Origin of the sequence: Moraxella sp. CTOTU48717, assembly GCF_032057165.1 — a bacterium.
GTDB lineage: Bacteria > Pseudomonadota > Gammaproteobacteria > Pseudomonadales > Moraxellaceae > Faucicola > Faucicola tetraodonis.
The window spans coordinates 24,445-40,047 of record NZ_DAMBBC010000010.1 but is presented as its reverse complement, the minus strand read 5'-3'; the positions used below and the strand labels follow the sequence as shown (position 1 = coordinate 40,047).

Annotated in this window: 17 protein-coding genes and 2 tRNA genes; 14 read left to right on the top strand and 5 right to left on the bottom strand. The window is 41.4% G+C overall.

Annotated elements, in window-relative coordinates; genetic code table 11:
- Window positions 1-101: 101 nt before the first annotated feature.
- Window positions 102-1,208 carry an RNA-guided endonuclease InsQ/TnpB family protein gene (locus RT084_RS07390; protein ID WP_313098812.1) on the top strand — a complete coding sequence of 369 codons (1,107 nt, stop codon included), beginning with the start codon at window positions 102-104 and terminating at the stop codon, window positions 1,206-1,208.
- Window positions 1,209-1,310: 102 nt separating this feature from the next.
- On the opposite strand, the gene RT084_RS07385 is transcribed toward RT084_RS07390, so the two are convergent.
- Window positions 1,311-2,120 carry a DNA-methyltransferase gene (locus RT084_RS07385; RefSeq protein WP_313098808.1) on the bottom strand — a complete coding sequence of 270 codons (810 nt, stop codon included), beginning with the start codon at window positions 2,118-2,120 and terminating at the stop codon, window positions 1,311-1,313.
- Window positions 2,117-2,332: a hypothetical protein gene (locus RT084_RS07380; protein WP_036596632.1), complete on the bottom strand. Its 216-nt coding sequence runs from the start codon at window positions 2,330-2,332 to the stop codon at window positions 2,117-2,119. Before RT084_RS07380 ends, RT084_RS07385 begins: the two co-directional genes overlap by 4 nt.
- A gap of 66 nt (window positions 2,333-2,398) precedes the next feature.
- Here RT084_RS07380 and RT084_RS07375 point away from each other — a divergent pair, with 66 nt between their 5' ends.
- Together RT084_RS07375 and RT084_RS07370 are read left to right on the top strand one after the other, a co-directional pair.
- Window positions 2,399-2,620: a helix-turn-helix domain-containing protein gene (locus tag RT084_RS07375; RefSeq protein ID WP_076775015.1), complete on the top strand. Its 222-nt coding sequence runs from the start codon at window positions 2,399-2,401 to the stop codon at window positions 2,618-2,620.
- Window positions 2,620-3,144, top strand: coding sequence for a hypothetical protein (locus RT084_RS07370; protein WP_076775013.1), 525 nt, complete (start codon window positions 2,620-2,622; stop codon window positions 3,142-3,144). Before RT084_RS07375 ends, RT084_RS07370 begins: the two co-directional genes overlap by 1 nt.
- On the opposite strand, the gene RT084_RS07365 is transcribed toward RT084_RS07370, so the two are convergent.
- On the bottom strand, window positions 3,118-4,020 hold the full coding sequence (locus tag RT084_RS07365) for a type II restriction endonuclease (RefSeq protein WP_312383690.1): 903 nt from the start codon (window positions 4,018-4,020) through the stop codon (window positions 3,118-3,120). The genes RT084_RS07370 and RT084_RS07365 overlap by 27 nt on opposite strands.
- Window positions 4,021-4,022: 2 nt before the next feature.
- Window positions 4,023-4,913 (bottom strand): DNA adenine methylase, encoded by an 891-nt coding sequence (locus RT084_RS07360; protein WP_313098801.1) that lies wholly within the window; start codon window positions 4,911-4,913, stop codon window positions 4,023-4,025.
- Between the two features lie 129 nt (window positions 4,914-5,042).
- On the opposite strand from RT084_RS07360, the gene ispE reads away from it, so the two are divergent.
- From ispE to panD, 7 genes are all read left to right on the top strand, one after another.
- Window positions 5,043-5,948 (top strand): 4-(cytidine 5'-diphospho)-2-C-methyl-D-erythritol kinase, encoded by a 906-nt coding sequence (gene ispE / locus RT084_RS07355; protein ID WP_313098797.1) that lies wholly within the window; start codon window positions 5,043-5,045, stop codon window positions 5,946-5,948.
- 99 nt (window positions 5,949-6,047) lie between these two features.
- Window positions 6,048-6,123, top strand: a tRNA-Gln gene (locus tag RT084_RS07350).
- Between the two features lie 123 nt (window positions 6,124-6,246).
- Window positions 6,247-6,322, top strand: a tRNA-Gln gene (locus RT084_RS07345).
- Between the two features lie 127 nt (window positions 6,323-6,449).
- Entirely contained in the window at window positions 6,450-7,400 is a 951-nt protein-coding gene (locus RT084_RS07340; RefSeq protein ID WP_007117244.1) for a ribose-phosphate pyrophosphokinase, read from the top strand.
- Window positions 7,401-7,673: 273 nt separating this feature from the next.
- Window positions 7,674-8,399 carry a 50S ribosomal protein L25/general stress protein Ctc gene (locus tag RT084_RS07335; protein ID WP_007117245.1) on the top strand — a complete coding sequence of 242 codons (726 nt, stop codon included), beginning with the start codon at window positions 7,674-7,676 and terminating at the stop codon, window positions 8,397-8,399.
- A 37-nt stretch (window positions 8,400-8,436) separates the two neighbouring features.
- Window positions 8,437-9,024, top strand: coding sequence for an aminoacyl-tRNA hydrolase (gene pth / locus RT084_RS07330; protein WP_312383685.1), 588 nt, complete (start codon window positions 8,437-8,439; stop codon window positions 9,022-9,024).
- Between the two features lie 214 nt (window positions 9,025-9,238).
- Window positions 9,239-9,619: an aspartate 1-decarboxylase gene (gene panD, locus RT084_RS07325; protein WP_036589204.1), complete on the top strand. Its 381-nt coding sequence runs from the start codon at window positions 9,239-9,241 to the stop codon at window positions 9,617-9,619.
- Window positions 9,620-9,938: 319 nt separating this feature from the next.
- On the opposite strand, the gene RT084_RS07320 is transcribed toward panD, so the two are convergent.
- The gene (locus RT084_RS07320; RefSeq protein ID WP_313098783.1) at window positions 9,939-10,565 is read right to left on the bottom strand and encodes a superoxide dismutase; all 627 of its coding nucleotides are present in this window, start codon (window positions 10,563-10,565) and stop codon (window positions 9,939-9,941) included.
- A 539-nt stretch (window positions 10,566-11,104) separates the two neighbouring features.
- On the opposite strand from RT084_RS07320, the gene rdgB reads away from it, so the two are divergent.
- The 4 genes from rdgB to clpX all read left to right on the top strand — a co-directional run bounded on the left by rdgB (window position 11,105) and on the right by clpX (window position 15,585).
- Window positions 11,105-11,755 carry an RdgB/HAM1 family non-canonical purine NTP pyrophosphatase gene (rdgB, locus tag RT084_RS07315; protein ID WP_099833395.1) on the top strand — a complete coding sequence of 217 codons (651 nt, stop codon included), beginning with the start codon at window positions 11,105-11,107 and terminating at the stop codon, window positions 11,753-11,755.
- Window positions 11,756-12,038: 283 nt separating this feature from the next.
- On the top strand, window positions 12,039-13,403 hold the full coding sequence (gene tig / locus RT084_RS07310) for a trigger factor (protein ID WP_313098778.1): 1,365 nt from the start codon (window positions 12,039-12,041) through the stop codon (window positions 13,401-13,403).
- Between the two features lie 167 nt (window positions 13,404-13,570).
- Entirely contained in the window at window positions 13,571-14,245 is a 675-nt protein-coding gene (gene clpP, locus RT084_RS07305) for an ATP-dependent Clp endopeptidase proteolytic subunit ClpP (protein ID WP_313098774.1), read from the top strand.
- Between the two features lie 56 nt (window positions 14,246-14,301).
- Complete coding sequence (gene clpX / locus RT084_RS07300; RefSeq protein ID WP_313098771.1) at window positions 14,302-15,585, top strand: ATP-dependent protease ATP-binding subunit ClpX; 1,284 nt, start codon at window positions 14,302-14,304, stop codon at window positions 15,583-15,585.
- Window positions 15,586-15,603 lie beyond the last annotated feature (18 nt).

Below are 15,603 nucleotides of genomic sequence, written 5' to 3'. Positions count from 1 at the left end.
CCTCTGTTGCCGTAAAACCACCGACTTCAGGCGGTGGATATAAGGCAACTCCGTAACCATGCTTACGCACAAAATTTTGCTAAATGTGTTAAAATAAACCCATGAAAACACTCAAGTTACGCATACGAGATAAACAAGTAGACCAATTAAACCGCCTAAGCGGTGCGGTCAATTTCGTGTGGAACTACGTCAATGATTTGAGTTACAGACACCTACAAAAAACTGGCAAATTCTTTTCAGCTTATGACTTGAACGAATACACCAAAGGTAGTGGTGAGTTACTAGGCTTGCATAGTCAGACCATCCAAGCCATCAACGAAACCCACGCCAAAAGCCGTAAGCAATTCAAAAAAGCTAAGTTATCATGGCGAACCAACAACCCAAACTCTAAGCGTAAAAGCTTGGGTTGGCTACCATTTAAACAATCTGCCATTAAGCATATTGCCACGCACCAAACTGGTAAAAAGGGCTTAAAATCAACACTACAACTAAGCCTAGCCAAAGGACAAAAGCTAATCATCGACCTATGGGACAGCTACAACCTATCGCTTTACCAAATCAACACCCTTGAGGTCGTGCAAGACAGCCGTAACCGTTGGTATGCGTGTATCACCGTCAAAGACTATCCCAAACAATCATGCGGAACAGGTAGTGTAGGTATTGATTTAGGTTTAAAGGAAAGTGCCACCACCTCAAACGGTGACAAGCTACAAATCAAGCAAACGCTTAAATATGCCAAAGCGTTAGCTACCGCCCAACGTGCCAAAAACAAAAAACGTGTCAAAGCGATTCATGCCAAAATCAAACATACACGGCAAGACCTAATTCACAAATTCACCACACGACTAGTTAAAGACAATGCCCTAATTGTAGTTGGTGACGTTAAAACCAATCAATTTAACAGTAAAAAAGGCAAACTAGCCAAATCGGTTTACGATGCAGGTTGGTTTGAACTCAAAAGGCAACTGACCTACAAATGCGAGAACGCAGGTTGCCGTTTTGAAATCGTGAATGAGAAATACACGACTCAGCGATGTTCGTGTTGTGGTGACATCACCGACAATAGTCCGAAAGGTAGAAAATCGCTTGGAATAAGGGAATGGACTTGTGCATCGTGTGGCACATGGCATGATAGAGATATTAATGCTGCTAAGAACATTCTTGCGGTCGGGCTTGACCGTCTTGCAGAAGAAATCCCCGAACGATAGGGAGGGGAGGAAGTCAACAGTATATGTGGTATGCCGATATGGCACTGGCTGCCTTGGCTGCTGTGCTCAATCTGCCGATTCAAGAGCCGAAAATAATGAAAGCTATAAGCTAATCTGTTGTTTTACTCTCTCTTTAAAATATTGGCGTGATTTTTCATCCAACCCAAGATAGCGATTTTTGCTTAAGGTTAAAAAATGACTATCTTGGTCAACTCCGATAAATTTTCTACCAAATAAATTGGCAGCAATACCTGTTGTCGATGAGCCTGTAAATGGGTCAAGCACGAGATCATTAGCTTTGGTAGACGCCAAAACAATCCTTGACAACAATCCTAACGGTTTTTGCGTAGGATGTTTGCCAAATTGCTTTTCCCAACTTGATACCGCAGGCAGTCGCCAAACGTCTTTCATTTGTTTGTCACCATTGAGCGACTTCATTAATTCATAATCAAAGTAATGCGGAATTTTTGGGGTTTTTCTTGCCCAGATTATCCATTCAGTTGAATAGGTGAAATAGCGACAAGAAAAATTTGGCGGTGGATTGGGTTTTTCCCAAGTTATCATGTTTAAGATTTTAAAATTGAGTTGTGATAATACTCGCCCTAGCGTAAAAATATTGTGGTGGGTTCCACTCATCCAAATCGTGCCATTATCTGCCAACATTCGCTTTGCTTGGCTTAGCCAATCATAAGTAAAAATATAGACTTCATTATCATCACTAAATTTATCCCATTCGCCCTTATTGACAGATTGCACCATGCCATTTTTTACCGTTAACCCGTCATTGGATAAAAAATAGGGCGGGTCGGCAAAAATCATATTGATAGATTTATCATGGATAGTTGGTAGGATGTGCAAACTATCGCCTTGCAACAGCGTGAAGTCCTGTAGTTCTGATTGATAAAAAATCATTCCATCATATCCGCAATAAAGTGCAACATTGACGCGATATCATAACTCCCTTCTAAAAAACCCATATTTTCACAACCATCAGGAATGAAAACCGTCTGGTTTTCTAATCGACTATCCAAGCTAAGCATTCGCAAGGTATTCACAATTTTGCCTTTGATGCCTTCATCCGCTAGCCATTCACAATCATCATTGAACTTGTAAGCAACATGCATGTCAATAATCCCAAAATAACACTTATTGTGTGTAGTTTATTTTAAACAATGAGTGAGAATAACGCAATGGAAAATGACATTTTAATCAAGTTTGGGCAAAAAATTCGCCAACTGCGTAAAGCTAAAAACCTCAGTCAAGAGCAGTTAGCAGAACTGACAGGGTTTCATCGTAACTATATTGGGATGGTCGAACGTGGCGAGCGAAATCCTGCACTAATCAATATTGAGATTTTTGCTAACGCGTTTGATTTGTCGTTAAGTGAATTATTTGAATTTAAGGATAAATAATGGCAAGACAGCCTAATAGTTTTGGCGGTGGGGCACAAACCAATATTAATGGTCTAACCTTTGAAAGAGACATGAATCTTTTGACAGTGATTGATGCTCTACCTAATTTTCATACGGTAAATAATAAAATTTATTTGAAAAATATTTTGGTCGCTGAACATTTTTCTAAGTATGGCTTGTACAAGAATTACTTATTGCTTAATCAAATAAATTGGCAAGATTTTATTAGCTCTCAATTATTGCCTGATGATGTATTAATTACCCAAAAGTCATGTTATATCATAGAGAAAAAGTTTCAAAATACAGGCGGGTCAGTTGATGAGAAACTGACAACTTTTCCTTTTAAAACCCAGCAATATCAAAAAATGTTTACCCCTTTAGGAAAACAAGTTCATTTTTATTACTTACTAAGCGAATGGTTTGATAAGCCTAAATATAAAGACCCGTTGCAATATATTCGAGATAATCAATCGGACTACTTTTTTAATGTTGCTGACTTACTTAATAAGATTGTTTGGGAATAAAATTTTACCCAAATAATCATCTTTTAACATTTCAATATTGAGCAAAATATTGTTGCGTTCAAAATAGTCTTTTAATGGATTTTTAGTTTTCAGCCAACCTTTCCCATCAGTCACCCAAATAAAAGTAACCTCTTGAGCCTGCCAAAAGCGGCTCATTTCGATATATTCAGTTGCGGTGGATTTTAACTTTGAGCCACCACCGCCATAAAAATTGCACTCGATAAAAAATAACTGCGCATCTTTTTTGATTACAAAATCGATGATTCTCGAAGATTTATCAACAGCAATATCGATGCCCCAAACTTCTTTAATCTTTTTGGCGTTGGCTTGAGCCAAATAAGCTAAATTATGTTCATGACAAAATATGGCGACAAAGGATTCAACGAGTTTTTCCATCGATGTACCACCACGATTTTTTCGACCGTTGGAATCAAGTCCAACTTCTACACCAATACAATAGTCAGGGATACTTTTAATTTGCTTGGTTTTGATCAATTCCGCAAAACCACTCTCAATCAAGAGATTTACCACATCGTGAATTTTTTCATCTGTGACTTCTTTTAAATTGAAGTCAAAATTTTTATAAATAAAAGCCGTGCTATCAATCAAAACTTCAACTGATTTATCTCGAATTGCCAAAAGAGTGGGTACTGTCTTAATTGTCTTCGGATAAGTCTTAAGAATATCGAACAATGCCGCTTCGATATCTTCTTTACCAATGGCAGTGTTTAACAAATTCAGCTCTTTTTCGATTGGGGTAATATTTTTAAACACCTTTCCCCAGTTCACAAAATAATCAAACTGAGTGATACCTTTTAAATTTAGTGTCTCAATGAACTTCTCAAAATGTTCATCTGCAAACAATTGACTATCCATAATTAATAATTCCGTATTAACAATTCATTGACGGCTTGACGACTGGTTGATTTTGCCCCAATAGCACGATTAGCGGTTACTCGCTCTATATTAAAATCTTGATAAAGATTATCAAAAAAATCATCATACTCACTGTGCATCTTTGGGTCAGAATTACTTAATAAAAACTGATGCCCCAACTTATCAATTTTCTGGCAAAACTCATGCAGCCGACGTTGCTCACTGTCATCAAAAACTTGATGAGAATACGCAGTAAAACTTGCTGTTTCGCTAATCGGGCGATAAGGTGGATCAAGATAAAACCAGCAAGGTAAGTTGTTTGGTAGCGCTTTAAGCGTTTGCTCGTAGTCACCCTGTAAAATCACGACTTTTTGCAACGCGTCAGAGACTGCAAGTAATAATGCTTTATCCAAAAAAACGGGTCTTTTATAACTACCTATTGGCACATTAAACTGATTTTTTTTATTAACTCGATATAGCCCATTAAAACTGGCTTTATTCAAAAATATAAATAAACTGGCTTGCTTCACTGGATCAAGATTTCTTTGATTGAAACTTGCACGTTTAGCATAAAAATAAGGCGTTTTTGCATCTTTATCTAACAACTTATCATAATCTTTTTGCAAGTTATCTAACTCAATCATTAACTGTTGAACATCTGCCTTGATAACCTGATAGACATTTATTAAATCTTCATTAAAGTCATTAATAATAAGTTTTTTTAGATACTTTAAGTTAGATAATGCCCAAAAACTGACCGCACCCCCACCTAGAAATGGCTCAATCATACAGAAATCTTGATTGGCTGTATAATTTGGCAAACGTGCTTGTATATCACCGATGAGTTGTGATTTACCGCCAGCCCATTTTAGAAAAGGTTTAAGTTGAGACATTTTTTAAATTTGAACATCGAATCAAAAAGGAAAGGCATTATAGCACAGCCGATTTTTATCCTTTCAATGAACTTCAATGCAAATTGATGTGTTAAAATTTCGAGCAAACCTGTCACTCATTATAAAAATATGCCGACCCTTACCCAACAATCCCCTGCCAAAATCAATCTATTTTTACATATTACCGGTAAACGCCCCGACGGCTATCACAATCTACAAACCGTATTTCGGCTGATAGATTTGTACGATACGCTCACTTTTAGTCATACGGATAAAACCATTGGCGACAACTTGCCCGTCACCCTGACCAATGCCGAGCACGTCACCGACACCCCTGCCGACAATCTGATTATTAAAGCGGCCATTGCCTTATTAGCCTTTGCCAAAAATCATCAAATTTTGAGTGACTCGCAAATCGCCCAATTACCGATTGTTGATATTCACCTCGATAAACACATTCCGATGGGGGCAGGCTTGGGCGGGGGTTCGTCTAATTGTGCGACAGCCCTGATGACGCTCAATACCTTATGGCGACTGGGATTGAGAAATGAGCAGCTACGCCTCATTGGCGCAAAACTGGGCGCGGATGTACCGATATTTATTTTTGGCAAAGATGCCATTGCTGAAGGCATTGGTGAGATTTTAACGCCGATTGACTTGCCTGCGCAGCAATTTTTATTGCTAAAACCCGATGCCCATATCAGCACGGCTGAACTTTTCGTCCATCCGCTGTTAAAACGGGATTGCGCAAGCCTTTCTCATGACTATTTAAAAAGCCATTGCCATGCCTTTACCAATGAGTTAACCGATGGCTTTACCAATGTTTTTGAACCTGTAGTATGTGCCTTATCTGCAGACGTCAACGCCGCGATGAATGTTTTAATGACGCTTGCCGCCAACACCCACACCACACCGCGCATGACGGGCTCAGGGAGCTGTGTGTTTTTGCCAGTACCTAGCGATGTTGATAAAAATAGCATTAAACACGGTCTGCAGTCCTCACCTTTTCAGGCGTATTGGGTGCATACGCTGTAACAAAATTTTGGAAAATCAACAATTGCAAAAATTTTGATGTTTATGCCCAAAAAAAGCTTGCAATTTTATGTTTTTTGGTTAAAATATCGCTTCCAATATAGGGGTATCGCCAAGTTGGTAAGGCACCAGGTTTTGATCCTGGCATCCGTTGGTTCGAGTCCAGCTACCCCTGCCATATTCAAAGATGTACAGATTTTCTTGTGCCTCACGTAGTAAAAATTTTGTCATAAAATCTGCGCTGTTCAAGACATTTTACATTGACAAAATCGCCTAAAATCGGTATAGTTCGCACCGTCACAGGGGTATCGCCAAGTTGGTAAGGCACCAGGTTTTGATCCTGGCATTCGTTGGTTCGAGTCCAGCTACCCCTGCCATTTTCTTTACTAACCCATTTTTAGTAGTTGACGTAATGACGTTTTTCTCATCCTAATTGTAAAAGTTAGTTGATGAGTTTTTTTGTTTGATGAAACCGTCGTTGGTCTAGAAAAATAGGACTCGCATATGCCTTATTTGGCGATTTTTACCGGAAATGCCCATCCAGAATTGGCAAAAAATGTCACCAATCACTTACATATTCCGCTAGGACGTGCCGATGTGACGCGTTTTTCGGATGGTGAAGTCGCGGTTGAAATCCAAGAGAATGTACGTGGTAAAGACGTCTTTATCCTACAATCAACTTGCTCACCGACCAATGACAATTTGATGGAAATCATGGTAATGGCAGATGCCTTGCGCCGTGCCAGTGCAGGTCGTATTACGGCAGTGATGCCCTATTTTGGTTATGCGCGTCAAGACCGTCGTCCTCGCTCAGCGCGTGTACCTATCTCAGCAAAAGTGGTCGCTGATATGCTCAATATTGTGAGCATTGACCGTGTTGTTACCGTGGATTTGCACTCAGACCAGATTCAAGGTTTTTTTGATATCCCTGTAGACAATATTTACGGTACGCCGGTTTTATTTAAAGATTTACGTGAGCAAAAATACGATAACTTGATGGTAGTATCCCCTGACGTAGGCGGTGTGGTTCGTGCCCGTGCAATGGCAAAACAGTTAGGCGATGCCGATATGGCAATTATTGATAAACGCCGCGCCAAAGCCAACGAATCAGAAGTGATGCATATTATCGGTGATGTTAAAGACCGCGATTGCGTGATTATTGATGATATGGTGGATACCGCAGGTACCCTGTGTAAAGCCGCTGCCGCATTAAAAGAACGTGGCGCGCGCCGTGTGGTGGGTTACATCACCCACCCCGTATTGTCAGGTAAAGCCATCCAAACAATTGCCGCGTCAGTGCTTGATGAACTTGTCGTAACCGATACTATCCCACTGTCAGATGCCGCAAAAAACACGGGCAAAATTCGCCAAGTGACCATTGCGCCTATGCTGGCTGAAGCGCTACGTCGTATCAACAATGAAGAATCATTGAGTGCGATGTTTGACATTATGTAGGTAATTTTAGGCAATGTTAGCCAGCATGTGGAATGCGGGCTTATCGGCTACGCCCATGTTGCTATTATTAACTTGCTATTTACAAAATAATTGTTAAAGTTTTGCTATTTTTTTGAAAAATGGCGTATAACGCATAAATTGGTCGCAAATTTATGCTTTTTTTCACTCGCTAGTTACTTGCTAATTTTTATAAGCAGAGCGTTGTAAGTAAAGGCAAACAGCCAAATCATACTGACAAGGCATCCCTGACTAGCCTAACCCAAGGAAACTCCCATGAGTAACCAAACTTTTGAATTAAACGCTGTCGTACGTGGCGACGAGTTACAAGGTAAAGGTGCGAGCCGCCGCCTTCGTAAACAAAACCTAGTACCAGCAATCGTATACGGTGCGGACAAAGAGCCAGCCTCTATTGCTATCCGTTACAATGAATTGATTAAATCACTTGAAACAGAAAGTTTCTTCTCTCACATTTTGACCATCAACGTAGAAGGTCAAGGTACGGAAGAAGTGGTGATTAAAGCACTACAACGTCATCCAGCCAAAAACACCCCAATGCACGCTGACTTCCAACGTATCGTCCGTGGTCAAGCGATGCACATCACTGTTCCTGTACACTATGTAGGCGCTGAAGATGCACCAGGTCATAAAGCAGGCGGTATCTTTGTATCGAATGCCACTGAACTTGAAATCACTGCTATTCCTTCAAAAATCCCAGAATACTTGACAGTCGATGTATCTGGCATGAACGTCGGTGATTCGATTCACTTGTTAGATATCCAGTTACCTGAAGGCGTTGCCATTCGTGAGCTTGAAGTGACTGAACCGTTTAACCGTACCGTGGCTACTATGCAAGCGCCAACGGTGGAAGTTGAAGAGCCAATCGAGCCAGAAGCAAATGAAGAAGCTGCGGGTACTCGTGATCCTGAAGGTGACGAAGAAGCACGTAAGCTTCAAGCACAAGATGATACCCATGATGCCCCAAAATCTGATGATGAATAATCATTTATCATTTGCCGCTTAAGTTGGAATAATCAGCGTGTCAAAACTGAAACTGATTGTCGGACTTGGCAACCCAGGTCAGCAGTATGCCCAAACACGGCATAATGCTGGCTTTTGGTTTGTGGAGCGTCTAAGCGAGATGTTTAATATTACCATGACGTTGGATAAAAAATTTCATGGTTTGGTTGGGCGTGGCGTAGTATATGGCATGGATATACGTTTATTGTTACCGCATACTTTTATGAATAAATCAGGGGAAGCGGTGGTACCGATGGTAAATTTTTATGGCATCCACAATGACGAACTGCTGATTGTTCATGATGAGCTTGACCTTGATGTGGGTCGTATGCGCTTAAAAACAGGCGGTGGTCATGGCGGTCATAATGGACTGCGTGATATCGTGCCACATATCGGCGCGGATTTTCACCGTTTACGTTTGGGGATTGGTCATCCAGGACATAAGTCCAAAGTATCGGGTTATGTGCTTGGCAAACCGACCGCTGATGAGCAAATCGCATTTGACAGTATGCTAGACGCTGCCATGCGTACCCTGCCCGATTTGGTGACAGGTGACTTAGCCAAAGCCCAGCAAGCCATCAATAGTTTTAAACTACCTAATGCCTAACGTTAACCAAAGGACAAGATTGATAAATCTTAGGGTCTATCCTTGAACTTTTATTTTCCTTCCATATATTGATTGCAAGATGGATGAATTTCTCACCTGATATTTCAATCATGTTTAACTTTTATCGAGTTGGTTAATAGCCTCTCATGACTAGCCTGCTCACTTTTACCACAATGACGCGCATCGCGTTAACCTGACAAGGTAAGGAACGATCATGTTATTAACCCTATTAAAAGCCAAACTTCACCGTGCGCGTGTGACCCATTGTGAGCTTCACTACGAAGGTTCATGTGGCATTGATAGCGAGTTACTCGACTTGGCGGGCATCCGTGAGAACGAATCAATCGACATTTACAATGTCAACAACGGTAAACGTTTTCGCACCTATGCGATTCGTGCAGAAGCAGGCTCAAAAATGATTTCGCTAAACGGGGCAGCCGCTCACATGGCGGATTTAGGCGATGTGGTAATTATCGCTGCTTACGCGCAAATGGATGAGAAAGAAGCCGACAACCATCATCCACGCTTGGTTTACCTTGATGAAGGTAATATCGTTAAAGACACTGCCAACGTGATTCCTGTACAAGTTTCTTAACACTGCTTTATCTTTACCACAAATGTGCAAATAAATTAGGCGAGTCATTGAATACTCGCCTTTTTTTGTCTATATTTTTTATTTAAACAATAAGTTTGGCTGATAAGTAGATTGATAGGTGGGTCAACCGTAAATTGCACGTTGGTAATCTGCTTGCGATAGGTTAATTAGCACCAATGTGGCAAACAACGAAAGGCTTGCTATAGAATTAATAACGTTTACTTTTAGTGCCTATTAATAAAAAAAAATAATAAAAAAAGCCGAAGTTGATTCGGCTTTTTTAAAAAATTAAAAGGCTTAAAGAAGCCAAGATAGGCGATTATTTTTCTACGCCAGCTGGTTGACCTTTGTATTTGGCGTTTGCGTAATCCCAGTTGACAAGTTTATCTAGGAAGGTGTCAACGTAGTCTGGACGACGATTACGGTAGTCGATGTAGTAAGCATGCTCCCACACGTCACAAGTCAATACCGCAACTTGGTTATGGGCTAATGGGGTGTCTGCGTTTGCCGTTTTGGTGATTGATAATTGACCACCCACGCTGTCAGCCACTAACCATGCCCAACCTGAACCAAATTGGCTTACAGCCGCGTTTTTGAATTCTTCACGGAATTTTGCATACGAACCAAACGCTTCTTCGATTTTGGCTTTTAGATCGCCTGTTGGTTCACCGCCACCATTGGCTGTCAAGCAGTTCCAATAGAAAGTGTGGTTCCAAACCTGCGCCGCTTGGTTAAAGATGGTCGCTTTGCTGCTATCACCTGCGGTGGCTTTGATGATTTCATCCAGCTCTTTACCTTCAAGACCTGAACCTGGTAGTAGCTCATTTAGTTTGTTGACATACGCTGCATGGTGTTTGTCATGATGAAATTCTAGGGTTTCTGCACTGATATGTGGCTCAAGCCCATTTTTGGCGTATGGTAAATCTGGTAATGTAATGTGTGACATATTATTTTCCTTTTTCCTTCGCTATTGTTGTGATGACTTTATGATAAAAGTAACCACATGCCATTTGTGTGATAAAAGCTTTGTATTAAAAGCGCATATATCAAAACCATATCCAAAATGGCAAGTTGGCTGGGTTGATGTTATTTAGTTTATGTTATTTATCTATGCTTCATCAAGCTTTATCAAGGGTTAAAAACGCTCACCAATTTTACTATCGTTAGCTTTGTTTATTAACCTTGCTATCATTAGCCTTGATAATATCCTCATAACACATGGGTTATTTTGCCATAAAAATTGGTAAAATTTAACCGTTTCTATAGTGGGGATTTATTATCTTGTGGGGTAAAAATCAATGAGTGCATGCTAATAAGCTGATTTTTAACCCGTTACTTGCTATTTGATGATAGCAAATTATTCAAAAAAAACTGTAGTGGTTTGGTATAAGGCTTTTGCAATGTGAGTATTTGCAGCGCGAGCCACTGTTAACTATGCTATGATAAGGTCAAGTTTTTTATGCAAAATACACACAGTGGGTCTGTATGTCAGTTTCTATCCTTAATCAACTATTTCCTACCCGCCAGTTAGTCCTCGCCAGTAATAACCAAGGCAAACTCGCGGAATTCAAGCAATTATTTGAACAAGCCAATCTTGAAATAACAGTCATCCCACAAGGGCAATTGGGCATCGAGGACGCAGTCGAAGATGGACTTAGTTTTATTGAAAATGCGCTGATTAAAGCCCGCCATGCCAGCCATATTAGCGGACTGCCTGCGATTGCTGATGATTCGGGTTTATGTGTACCTATCTTGGGCGGTCAACCCGGAATTTATTCTGCGCGTTTTGCCCAAGATGAAGCCAGCTTTAGCCAGCATAAAGACTTAGCCAATAACCAAAAATTATTGCGGCTGCTGGAACCCCACAGACATACGAATGAGCCGATTATCGGGCAGTTTGTTTGCGTGTTGGCACTCGTGCACCATGCCGATGACCCGCTACCCATCATTGCCCAAGGGATTTGGCAAGGTGAAATCTTGCCCGCCCCGCAAGGTGAGCTTGGTTTTGGTTATGACCCGCTATTTTGGCTACCTAGCTTACAAAAAAGCGCTGCCGAGATGCACAAGGCCGATAAAAACCGCATCAGTCATCGCGGGCAAGCGATGCAGCAACTGCTAATGCAATTGATGAAGTAAAGGTTTTCAACTCACGCTCTTGCAGATAGACAGGGTGTGACTGCTAAGGTAGTCAATACAGAGATTTTACAGCAACAATTTTTTTACTTTACTAGATGATTAATTTATACTATACCACTTTCGGTTAATTTTTGCCTTTTAGCATGCGTTAACCAACAGATTTTGGATTGCGTATTTTATAGGCTTTTTTCAATCACCTTAAAAGCCTGATAACTTATCGCTATTTACCTTTATGAGTGGCACCCACGCTGCTCTTTTTTGATATTTTATGGAAGGTTTTGTTATGTCAAATTCAAATGTGTCAGATTCAACAGTTACTAACTTAGAAGTAACTACCAACAAAAAATCAAACCTTGAAACCCAACTCACGGTTAAAGTACCTGTGTCAACCATTCAAGGTCGTGTGGAAAAACGCATCAACCAAGTGGCAAAAACCGCTAAAATCGATGGTTTCCGTAAAGGTAAAGTGCCTGTATCACACATTCGCGCCCAATATGGCGCAGGTATCCAACAGGAAGTGATCAATGATGTGATTCGCGATACCGTATTTGATGCGATTCGTCAAGAAAACATCCGCGCTGTGGGTATGCCAAACATTGATGACGTGAAACTTGAAAACGACTTTTTGGTTTATCAAGCAACGGTTGAAGTATTCCCAGAAGTAGAAGTTCAAGGGTTATCAGACATCGAAGTTGAGCGTCAAGTTGCCAACGTGGGCGACGCAGATGTTGACACCATGATTGAAAACCTACAAAAACAACGCCAAACTTACGTTGCCAAAGACGATGCCGCAGATGAAGGCGACCAAGTCAAGTTTGACTTTGAAGGTTCAATCGACGGTGAAAAATTTGAAGGTGGTAGCGCGCAAGACTTTAGCCTAGTACTAGGCAGTGGCCGTATGATTCCAGGTTTTGAAGATGGTATCAAAGGCATGAAAGCAGGCGAAGAAAAAACCATCGACGTGACGTTCCCAGAAGATTACCCAGCCGAAAACCTACAAGGTAAACAAGCACAGTTCAAAATCAACGTCAAATCAGTTGAGCAATCACAATTACCAGAATTAAACGATGAGTTCCTTGAAGCATTTGGGGTAACAGAAGGCGGCTTAGACAAACTTAAAGCAGACGTGCGTAAAAACATGGAGCGCGAAGTAAAAAGCGCTGCCCGTAACCAAGTGAAAGAAGCGGCATTTAACGCCCTACTTGAAAAAAATGAAATCGACGTACCTGCATCGATGCTTGAGCAAGAAATCGATCGCCAACGTAGTATGATGTTAAACCGTTTTGCCCAGCAATTTGGTGCCGATCCTAAAACTTTTAACAAAGACATGCTACCAAACGAATTATTTGAAGAGCAAGCCCTGCGCGCTGCCCGCCTTGGTATCATCGTTTCGAGTCTGATTGAGTCAAATAAACTTGAAGTTGACCAAGAACGTGTGACCACATATATCAATGAAATGGCAGAAAACTACGAAGATCCAAACGAAGTTATCGACTATTACACCAACAATGCGCAGGAACGTGCCAACATCGAAGCGGTGGTGTTAGAAGACCAAGTGGTTGATCATATCTTGTCTCAAGGTAAAGTAACTGACAGGGAAGTATCTTACCAAGACTTACTGGCTAGCCAACAACAAGCAATGATGTAATAATTGGCTCAATCCATTCTTAGGCATTTAAGCTTAGGTATTTAAGCTTAGGCATTTAAGAATTTATTTTTAGTCAGCTTAGTAATTAGTCAGCTTAGTAACTTGTTTTTATGCCAATTGCCCTTATAAACGATAAGGGCTTTTGCATATTTAAAAAGGACAATAACATGTTAGAAAAATTCTTGGACTCGCCTTTCGCGACGAGTCAAATCCAAAATACCGTAACCCGTGACGTGTTGTCACCACAAAGTGCTTTAGTACCTATGGTGGTCGAGCAATCGGCTCGCGGTGAGCGCTCATTTGACATCTATTCACGCTTATTGCGTGAGCGTGTGGTGTTCTTAGCCGGTCAAGTTGAAGACCACATGGCGAATTTAATTGTCGCCCAGTTGTTGTTCCTAGAAGCGGAAAATCCAGAAAAAGACATTCACTTATACATTAATTCACCAGGTGGCTCTGTGAGTGCAGGTCTTGCCGTGTTTGACACCATGAACTTTATCCAGCCACAAGTGTCAACGATTTGTATGGGCGGTGCTTATAGCATGGGTTCATTCCTACTGGCAGCGGGTGAAAAAGGTAAACGCTATGCCTTAGCCAATGCGCGTGTGATGATTCACCAACCGTCAGGTGGGGCACAAGGTCAAGCGACTGATATTGAAATCAATGCGCGTGAAATCCTAAAAATCCGTGAACGCTTGAATAAAATCTTGGCAGAACGTACCGGTCAGCCACTTGAGAAAATCGCCCTTGATGTCGAGCGTGACTATTGGCTAGATGCCCAAGAAGCCAAAGAATACGGTCTGATTGATGAAGTGTTAGAAAAACGTCCAAGCGTTGCTTAATAGGTTACACATTCACCAAGCAATTAAGACAAGCATAATTTTAGGAGCGTTTTTTTATGTCAAAAAATGACATTGAGCCACACTGCTCGTTTTGTGGTAAAGCCAAACATGAAGTCAAAAAGCTAATTGCAGGTCAAGACGCCAATATCTGTAATGAGTGTATTGAACTGTGCGATGATTTAATCGCCGAATCAAAGTCATCGGGCAGCGACGGTAGTGATACCGATGAGCGCGAAAACTGGGCAGCGCGCAAATTGCCAACCCCCAAAGAAATCCGCAGCCACTTAGATGAGTATGTTATCGGTCAAGATAAAGCCAAAAAAACTTTGGCGGTAGCGGTTTACAACCACTACAAACGCTTAAAGGTCAGTGAAAAACTGCGTGAAGATAAAGCATTGACAACACTTGGCGCCGATGATGCGATGGTTGAGCTATCAAAAAGTAATATTTTGCTGATTGGTCCAACTGGCTCTGGTAAAACCTTACTGGCGCAGACCCTTGCCCGCCTACTTGATGTCCCCTTTGCGCTCGCCGATGCGACTACCCTGACCGAAGCAGGTTATGTCGGTGAAGACGTGGAAAACATCGTACAAAAACTGTTGCAAGCGGCAGAGTTTGATGTCGAGAGAGCGCAAAAAGGCATTATCTATATCGATGAAATTGATAAAATCAGCCGTAAAAGCGAAAACCCTTCGATTACCCGTGACGTGTCAGGTGAAGGCGTACAGCAAGCGCTGTTGAAACTGATTGAAGGTACGGTTGCCAATATTCCACCGCAAGGTGGTCGTAAGCACCCAAACCAAGAGATGATTCAGGTCGATACCAGTAATATCTTGGTGATTTGTGGCGGTGCGTTTGCTGGTCTCGACAATGTCATTCAACAGCGTACCGAAAAAACCGGTATCGGTTTTAACGCTGAGGTAAAAGCCAAAGACAGCGGCAAAAAAACCGGTGAATTGTTCAAGCAAGTCGAGCCAGAAGATTTGATTAAATTTGGTCTGATTCCAGAGTTAATTGGTCGTCTGCCTGTGGTGGCGACATTAGAAGAACTGGATGAAGAAGCATTGGTAAAAATCTTAACCGAGCCAAAAAATGCGCTGGTCAAACAATACGAATACTTGTTTGAGATGGAAAATGCGAGGTTATCGTTTACCGATGATGCGCTAGTTGCGATTGCCAAACAAGCGCTAAAGCGTCGTACCGGCGCGCGTGGTCTACGCTCCATTGTTGAAAACGCGCTGCTCGATACCATGTATGAACTGCCTTCAATGACACCCGGCAAAACCGTCACAGTCAATGAGGCAGTGATTAATGATAACCAATCGCCAGAGATTGTTTAACTGTTAGTGATTTTAAAA

Coding starts and splice junctions, on each gene's coding strand:
- RT084_RS07340 (WP_007117244.1), top strand. CDS start 6,450: ATGCCTTATTTGGCGATTTTTACCGGAAATGCCCATCCAGAATTGGCA.
- RT084_RS07320 (WP_313098783.1), bottom strand. CDS start 10,565: ATGTCACACATTACATTACCAGATTTACCATACGCCAAAAATGGGCTT.
- RT084_RS07390 (WP_313098812.1), top strand. CDS start 102: ATGAAAACACTCAAGTTACGCATACGAGATAAACAAGTAGACCAATTA.
- RT084_RS07360 (WP_313098801.1), bottom strand. CDS start 4,913: ATGTCTCAACTTAAACCTTTTCTAAAATGGGCTGGCGGTAAATCACAA.
- clpP (WP_313098774.1), top strand. CDS start 13,571: ATGTTAGAAAAATTCTTGGACTCGCCTTTCGCGACGAGTCAAATCCAA.
- panD (WP_036589204.1), top strand. CDS start 9,239: ATGTTATTAACCCTATTAAAAGCCAAACTTCACCGTGCGCGTGTGACC.
- RT084_RS07365 (WP_312383690.1), bottom strand. CDS start 4,020: ATGGATAGTCAATTGTTTGCAGATGAACATTTTGAGAAGTTCATTGAG.
- RT084_RS07375 (WP_076775015.1), top strand. CDS start 2,399: ATGGAAAATGACATTTTAATCAAGTTTGGGCAAAAAATTCGCCAACTG.
- RT084_RS07370 (WP_076775013.1), top strand. CDS start 2,620: ATGGCAAGACAGCCTAATAGTTTTGGCGGTGGGGCACAAACCAATATT.
- ispE (WP_313098797.1), top strand. CDS start 5,043: ATGCCGACCCTTACCCAACAATCCCCTGCCAAAATCAATCTATTTTTA.
- RT084_RS07335 (WP_007117245.1), top strand. CDS start 7,674: ATGAGTAACCAAACTTTTGAATTAAACGCTGTCGTACGTGGCGACGAG.
- clpX (WP_313098771.1), top strand. CDS start 14,302: ATGTCAAAAAATGACATTGAGCCACACTGCTCGTTTTGTGGTAAAGCC.
- rdgB (WP_099833395.1), top strand. CDS start 11,105: ATGTCAGTTTCTATCCTTAATCAACTATTTCCTACCCGCCAGTTAGTC.
- tig (WP_313098778.1), top strand. CDS start 12,039: ATGTCAAATTCAAATGTGTCAGATTCAACAGTTACTAACTTAGAAGTA.
- RT084_RS07385 (WP_313098808.1), bottom strand. CDS start 2,120: ATGATTTTTTATCAATCAGAACTACAGGACTTCACGCTGTTGCAAGGC.
- RT084_RS07380 (WP_036596632.1), bottom strand. CDS start 2,332: ATGCATGTTGCTTACAAGTTCAATGATGATTGTGAATGGCTAGCGGAT.